The 7,413-nt window shown below is 65.8% G+C and carries 6 protein-coding genes; 1 reads left to right on the top strand and 5 read right to left on the bottom strand.

Features of this window, described 5'->3' with window-relative positions:
- The 4 genes from AB0J09_RS50255 to AB0J09_RS50240 form a co-directional block, all read right to left on the bottom strand.
- A partial coding sequence (locus tag AB0J09_RS50255; RefSeq protein WP_360708311.1) for a hypothetical protein occupies positions 1-304 on the bottom strand: 304 nt, incomplete at its 3' end.
- A complete protein-coding gene (locus tag AB0J09_RS50250) occupies positions 301-1,281 on the bottom strand; it encodes an ABC transporter substrate-binding protein (protein WP_360708308.1) in 981 nt (326 codons plus the stop codon). The genes AB0J09_RS50255 and AB0J09_RS50250, both read right to left, overlap by 4 nt.
- Before the next feature lie 211 nt (positions 1,282-1,492).
- Complete coding sequence (locus AB0J09_RS50245) at positions 1,493-2,662, bottom strand: methyltransferase (RefSeq protein WP_360708306.1); 1,170 nt, start codon at positions 2,660-2,662, stop codon at positions 1,493-1,495.
- A gap of 59 nt (positions 2,663-2,721) precedes the next feature.
- On the bottom strand, positions 2,722-3,825 hold the full coding sequence (locus tag AB0J09_RS50240; protein ID WP_360708303.1) for an ABC transporter substrate-binding protein: 1,104 nt from the start codon (positions 3,823-3,825) through the stop codon (positions 2,722-2,724).
- Between the two features lie 1,288 nt (positions 3,826-5,113).
- Between AB0J09_RS50240 and AB0J09_RS50235 the strand changes: the two genes are divergently transcribed.
- The gene (locus AB0J09_RS50235; RefSeq protein ID WP_360708300.1) at positions 5,114-5,569 is read left to right on the top strand and encodes a GntR family transcriptional regulator; all 456 of its coding nucleotides are present in this window, start codon (positions 5,114-5,116) and stop codon (positions 5,567-5,569) included.
- Positions 5,570-6,434: 865 nt separating this feature from the next.
- On the opposite strand, the gene AB0J09_RS50230 is transcribed toward AB0J09_RS50235, so the two are convergent.
- On the bottom strand, positions 6,435-7,413 hold a 979-nt coding region (locus AB0J09_RS50230; protein WP_360708297.1), incomplete at its 5' end, for a hypothetical protein.

The raw sequence follows: 7,413 nt of genomic DNA, 5'->3' as shown, positions 1-7,413 counted from the left end.
CGGTCAGCTCGTATTCCTGGCCTGAACGCCTCACCAGGCCGCCGGCCACGGCCGCGTGGAGGAAACGCTCTAGCTTGCCGACGTCGACGACTGGAGCCTCGGCGTTGATCCTGAGCCAGTCGGCGAGTTCGAGTCCGGTGGCTGGCCCCTGCGCCAGGCGATCGGCCAGGCTCAACTCGCAGAAGGTGTACAGCACGGTGTTGAGTGCGGCGGCGTCTTGGATGCGTTGGATGTGCCTGCGGCCGTCCTCGGTTGCGCGGTCGGGCGCGGATTGACCGACGGCGTGCGGTTTGGGGGTCTTCATGGGGCGCACTCCTGCTGGCTCGTGGTGGTGGAGGAGGACGGCGATGCTTCGGGTGTGGCAGTAAGAGAGGGCATCGGCAGCAACATGGAGCAGACATCGAGGGAGTGGTGCAGGTAGTTGCGTTCCTGCATCTGGTCGGCGACCCGCTGAAGGCGGTTACGGGACAGCTCTAGTGGAAAGGTGCCGAGTGTGATCGACTCTGCGGTCTTGGTGTCCAGCTTGGGGATGTACCCGAGCAGCGCCTTCGTCACGAGGGCGCGGTTGCCGTCCACGGCCCACTGGGCACAGGACATCGCGATCTGGAAGCGAGTGAGCAGGTCCTTGTGCTTGCCAGCCCATGTCTTGGTGGTGGCCCAGCCGGCGATGGGGAAACGTTCCAGGGCGCTGGCCATGACGTCGGCGAGAGTACGGCCGCCGTACTGGCTGGCGTAGGAGGTAATGAAGGGCTCGGTCATCCATGCGGCGTCGATACGCTCAGCAGGCGGTGCGGTCCTGCTCTTTTCCAGCTGTTCGGTCATCTTCTGCAGCGGGACGGCCTTCATGGTGACGTCGTTCTTGGTCAGGCCGTACTCTGCCAAGACGTATTCCGTGCTCAGGGTGCCGATAGAATCGAGCGTCACGACGGCGACCGTTTTCCCCCGCAGATCAGCGGGCGTGCGCAAAGGGCTGTCCTTGCGCACCATGAGCTTGAACGTGTTCCGGTCGGCTTGGTAGGCGTCGGCGAGAAACTTGAGTACGCCCGGAGTGGCCGCCTCAAACTGAAGGGCCGTCACGTAATTCATGATCGCCACGTCGAGTTTGCCGGCCTGCAAGAGCGGCAGGGCCGCGCCGCCGCCCTGAACGAAGCTCGTGTTGGCGCGAAGCCCTTGCCGCTCGAGGTAGCTCCCCTTCGATGCGGCCACCTGCAGGGTCGCGGCCTCGGGAATGTACATGCTGCCGACATTGATCGGCGTCAACTGTCCGCCGGGAGATGGCATGCGTTCGCTGCACAAGGAGTCAGGGCTGCGTGAGCATCCACTCAGCACGACCGTAAGTACGATGAGCGCCACAAGGAGTAGGTGTCTTATGCGTTTCATGAGGCGATCCATCAAGTAGCGGAAGACGAGGGGGAAGAGCGCCGTGGGTCGCAGCCTGGGATGGTCTCTGCCGCCGTGCGCAGCCAGTGCCACGCGATGCACGGCAGGGCGGTCAACTCGGTGGCTCCTCCGTCTGGGCGGCTGAGCACGTGCCGGTTAGAGGAATCAGAATGAGAAGGGTCAGCCCGGCAGGCAGTGCCGCCGTGGTCGCCACCTGCAAGCCGCTCTTCCAGGCCAGTGCGCGATGCTGAGCCTCGGTGCGTAGCAGGCCGGACAACATCGCCAGCAGGCCCAGGTCCAGGTAGTCGGTCGCCTCCGTCTCGTGCGGCTCACCGAGGACTGTCTCGACCAGCCACACCTGGCTGTCAACGTGCATGACCTGGGCCAGGCCCTGCAGCAGGCGCTCCGCATGCGTGTCATCGCAGTACTGCAGGACCCGTTCGGCGATGTAGACGTCTTGGCCTGTTGGCAGGTCATCGGCGCTGAAGATGTCGCCGGGGATGACCGTGCACCGCAAGCGGAGACCATGCGTATCGATGACATCGGCCGCGAACGAGGCCGGGCCGGGCCGTTCCACCAGACTGCCCTGGAGCTCTGGATCGTCAAGCAGGAGGGACGCCAGCAGGTGTCCGTGGCCGCCGCCGATGGCCGCCACGGACTTGGTCCCCTCATTCACGAGCAGCCGCGCGGACAATTCGCCGGCGAACGCCGCGGTGTGCCGGGCCGCTACCCGGTAGAACAGCTCGGCCAATCCAGGATCATGATCCAGTCTGTCGAACATGGATTCGACAGCGCCATCGGTTACGCGCACACCGTTGGCGCTGAGCAGTTCTGTTGGCCCGCGTCCCAGCACGGCGGAGGTCAGATTTCGCGCAGCGTTCCACGACCAGGGATGGGCAGTCAGCATGACCTGGTCCCACCAGACGCCAGCCTCAGTACTGATCACGGTGCGGCCTGCTGAGGTCAGGGAGTAGTAACCGCGCTTATCCAGGCGCACCAGGCCGCACCGGACCATCGGACGCATCATGCGTGCCACGTCCGGAGCGCACGCCAGTACGTACACCTCCGACGCATCCGGGGAGGGACTGTTCACGCCTTCCCAGGAGTCATGGTGGTGCTGTCGCCAGCAGTACGCCGTCAGCGCATCGAGCGGTACGGGATGCGTCATGCGCGCGAGGAAATCGGCGATTTTCAGTTCGGCGAACGCGATGAGAGCGCAGAAGTCCCAGAATCCTGCGTACAACGCAGGCAGATTTGCCAATTCTGAGGAGAGCGCCGGCACGACCTCATGGGGCCTCCTCTCTCGGTCAGGGTGGCTGCGTTGCGGCAGTCTCCTCCTGCTCATGACCGCCCCAGCATTGGCGAGGAAGACGGTGTCGCCGCCGGCGACGTGGTGGCTGGCGCTGGTGACATCGGTGCCGTGATGGTGGGGAGCGGGGCGGGCACCAGCATCGCCTTGACGTCGACCGGCTTGTCCAGCTGCTCGTAGGTGTACACGAGGCTGGCCAGGTGCCGCAGGTCGGCGACGTTGAACTGGGTGGGGAATCTGCCCAAGGTGATCCGCTGCAGCACATCGGGCTTGATCTTGGTATAAGTGCGCATCACGTCGAGGACCTCGGCGCGATCGGCGGCGGCGTCGTGCTGGCCGCGGAGAAGGGCGCGCTGCAGGCGCTGCACGATGTCGCAGTTGTTGCGAGCGTAATCGGCTGTCAGGCCCCATCCGGCGATGGGGAGCAGCGCCGCCTCACCGGCCATCACCACGTCGTAGAGCTCTCGTCCGCCCCGGTCTCGCCAGTCGGTGATGAAGGGCTCGGTCATCCATGCGACGCCGGTCATGCCTTGGTCCAGGTTGTGGGACATGTCGGGCAGCGCAACCTCCGCGAACGCGACACGGCCGTCACTGACGCCCTCGGCCTTCAGCGCCATCTTGGTTGTCAGGGTGCCGACGCTGTGCAATGTGGCCACGGCGACTTTGGTGTCGGTCGTCGCCAGATCGGCCAAGCGGTGGATCGGACTGTTGGGCGTGGTCATGAGCTTGAACGCGCCTGGTGCTCCCTGATAGGCAGGCGCGATGACCGTGAGCGTTCCCGGGGATTTGCTCTGGGCGATGAAGGCGGTGACGTAGTTGACGATGCTGGCTTGGAGCTGGCCGCCTTTCATCATGTTGATGGCTGGGCCGCCGCCTTGCACGGTGACCGGTTCGACGGTCAGGCGTTCTGCGGTGAAGTACCCCTTCTTCATGGCGATGTAGAAGGCAGCGGAATCAGCGATCGGCATGACGCCGACTTTGAGCGTGACCGGCTCGGTGCTCGCGCGTGCGTCACTCGTTGCCGCGCAGGCCTTGGTGCCAGCGGTCGGGGCGGCGCCTCGTGGCGCGGATGTCACTTGATGATCAGTGTTGCCGGTGCAGGCGCCAAGAGCGGCGCTCAGGAGAAGCACCGTCATACACCGACTTACTTTACGTGTTTTCATGATCGCTTTCAGTGAAGATGGGTGGGTGAGAAGAGGGAGGCAAGCCGCATCACTGGGGTGGAATGCCTCGTTTGTTCGCCCGGACCTGCCTCCTATGTCGCGGTAAGCGGGCAGCCCGCACGGACGCCGCCCTTCCTCGAGCGCCGAGCGAGGGTCGGGCAGAGAGCAACGCCGGAATACCGAAAGTCGCCCGGAGGCAGCACGTCTGCTGGCCACGGAGAGGTGATAGGCGAACGGATATCGAACCAGTCGCTGCCCGCCCGTACCCAGTTGACGACTCTGGTTGGCGGGCAACGCACCGGCAAGCGAGACCTCCTTTCACATGGGGTTGCGCCGCAGGTGGCGCCTCTGCGGCAGCGATGCCGGCGACTACATCGGCCGCTCGTCACACGGCCATCGGGATCTGTGCCCCGCGCTGGCTGATTTGGACCCCAGACAGCGCGGGACGCAGCCCTCGCATCCGACCCATCCGGGTCCCGCCGTCATCCGAGCACGCGGCCATCCCGGGCAGCGGCATCGGCTGTCTTGTCACATGGCCGTTGAGGATGTGCGCACGTAGGTACCTCAATCGGCCGCGCATGGTTATGGCCGACGGGCCCGCCAAGGGGTGATCACAGGGCCCGCGTTCGCCACACCACGCCTATCGGTCGTCGCCGCGGAAACTCGGCACCTTCGCGCCGCAACGACGAACGTCTGCCATCGCCTCCCGATCGGAGCGGGCCGGGTCACCAGATCCGCCCCGCGCACGGCTCACGCACCCTCGTACGCGCCGAACCATGTTCGCGACATCCGCTCACGCGATCGATCCGGACCACTGCCGACGTCAGGGCACATATGCCGTTCCCGAACCGTTCGGCCTCTCGATCACTTGACCAGGCCGCTTCGCCGCCGCAGCGGGCGTAGTCGATCTGGCGCAGATCAGCAGACTGTCGCCATGCGAGCGATGGCGCGCGATCGGATGCGCCGTCGCCCTTGAGCACGGCCGGTGGCGGCAGTCGTGCATGTGCCAGCGGAGTAGGGCCGGCACATCGAGGGCCGAGGAGCCCGGCGCACGGCTTTCCGTGTTCGATGGCGGTGAGGTGCGTTGCTGCGTTGCGGTGCACCGATGGGCCCTCAGTGCGCGCCAGGACGCGCACGGGCCGTTTCGGGCCGCTCATTGGAGGGCTGAGGGCCATGCCGCAACCCTATTCCAACCCATATCGTCCTGTCACTACCTGTACCTACCTGGGTAGCATTATTCCAGGTCACATAGGGTCGGCCCATGGGTATTGACCTGCTGGGACCGGACCCGATCTACCGACAGCTCGCGGCCGTTATCCGTAAGCGGGTCAATGACGGCACCTACGCACCCGAACGAGGTCCCATTCCTTCGGAAGCGGCTTTGTGCGAGGAGTTTGGTGTTTCCCGCAACACCGTGCGTTCCGCCGTTCGGGCATTGAACGAGGAGCATGTGCTGCGCACGGTCATGGGGCGCGGCACCTTTGTCAACCCGATCGATCGACGGATCGCCGCCGTCATCGTTGATCGGATCAGCGTCGGCACCTACCGGCCCGGCCGCGCGCTTCCGTCCGAGGCGGCGCTGGCTAAGGAGCAGGATGTGGGGCGCGACAGTGTGCGCTCAGCAATCGCCCGCCTGACCGAGGATGGTGTGTTGCACACTGTCGAAGGCCAGGGAACGTTCGTCTCCCAGCGTGAAGATGCTGCACCGCACGAGTAGCACCGCGGGAGCTCGAAGGCTGTCGTTAAGCCGATCATGAGATCTGCCCGGGCGCAGACACAGCCAACGCAGTTCAGGCTCGAGACGCACCCGCCCGAATCGAGCCAGGTCAGGTGCTGTGGAAACCTGGACGTCGATCTCGGACCTGCCGTGTACCGTGAGCATGCTGGCACGTCGGCGCACTCACTCGCCCTCTAATAGTTCTTCAGGCTTCGGGCGCCATTCACCGGGGAGCCCGTCGTAGCGGCGCCATAGCAGCCAGGCTGCCTGGTATGACTTCCCCAGCCGCTCCGATGTCCTCAGCGAGCCCGCATCTCTACTGTGCAGCCCCTCGGTCGGCGGGGCGGCCGATTCGCCACCGTCGCAAGAAGAGTGGAATCGATCAGGGAATGCGCGCCGGCGTGGGTGAGGAACGCACGAGTGGGTCATGGTCGTCGTCGAGAGTCCGGTCGAGAAGCTGGTCGCCGGTGTCGCGGATGAGGGTTGGTGGTCGTGACATGCTGGTTGTTCATCGTCAGGCTGCTGGTCTCGTAGGAGACGGTGTCGCTGCTCGAACATTCTGCGAAGACGCGTTTGACCAGGCGGATCACCCGCTGTTGGGTAGCGGTGCGCCGCTCCTCGTGCTCTTGGCGAGCTCGTTGTAGCGCGGTGCCGTGCCGCAGATAGACGGGGTTGAACCCCAGATGAGTCCCGAGGCATGCCGCAACCTTGCCACCCGCGCCGGGACAGCGCTCATGCCGCCGCCGGCCGAGGGGATTACGCATGCGGAGATCAAGATCTGTGATCACGCTTTGCGCAGATCTTGCAGTCCACGCCGGGCGGTGCCAGATCGTCGCAGCCGCGGCCACCCACATGAGCGGCGGCCTCAAGCCGATTCCGCCAGGAGCACCCCGTCGATCTCCTCGGACTCCTCCTGCTGCTCGGCCGCCTCGGCCTTCTGCAGCGCTTCGCGGATCGTGCGGGTGTCGGTCTGGGCCCGGGCCGCCAGTACGGCAATGGTCACGCCAGCCCGTCGGCAGGCCAGCAGCGCCCGATTGCGCTCGCGGCGGGCCGAGTCCTCCTGACCCAGGCATCGCCGGCGTTCGGAGGCCAGCAGCTCGCCGAGCGCCCGCTGGTCTGCGGCTTCCTGCTGGGCTTGGCGCCAGGCGCGGCTGACCTCACTCAATTCGAGCAGCGCCTGGCGGCCATCCTCGAGCGACACTTCACCCACCGGCGTCGACAGCGATCCTGTGACCGTACCCACGTCCAGGTCCGCCCATCGGGCGATCTCTCCTGGCGTGTAGCCCGAGGCGGCACACCGTGCGATGAGCTCGTTACGCCGCTCCTGACGGGCGCGCTCGTCAACTTTGGCTTGGCGGCGGTTGGCCTCGTGCTCACTGACCCTTTGGCCGGCCAACGCACTGCGCTGCCGCGCCTCGCGCCAGCGCGCCACACTGATCGCCAGTTGCCGCAACTCCGCTTCGGCACCCGGATGTTCGCCTAGGTCACTGGTACTGGTACTGGTCATCGTGTAGATCAGCGAGCCGCTCACCTCGGCGGTCTCGGCGATGATGCCAGTCGGCAGACCGTCACGCACGCAGGCCAGCATCGCCTCATCACGATCGGCGCAGGCTCGCCTCTCCCCGGCACCGGCCTTGGTCTTGAGCTCGGTGACCAGGACGCACAGCATCTGATCATCGCGATAGGAGGCTTCTGCCTGCCGCCACAGGCGGGCCGCGGCGGCCACCTCTTCTAATGCGTGGGTTGGGGTGGTCATGGGAGTGGCCGCCACGGGGGTACGGCGCAGGACCAGGTTGACCGCGTTGCGGGTCAAGCCGGTGGCCGCCGCGAGTTCGGGGGCGCCA

Origin of the sequence: Nonomuraea sp. NPDC049784, assembly GCF_040659615.1 — a bacterium.
GTDB lineage: Bacteria > Actinomycetota > Actinomycetes > Streptosporangiales > Streptosporangiaceae > Nonomuraea.
Note: the sequence above shows the minus strand (reverse complement) of the source record. Positions and strands in the feature narration are given on the sequence as shown.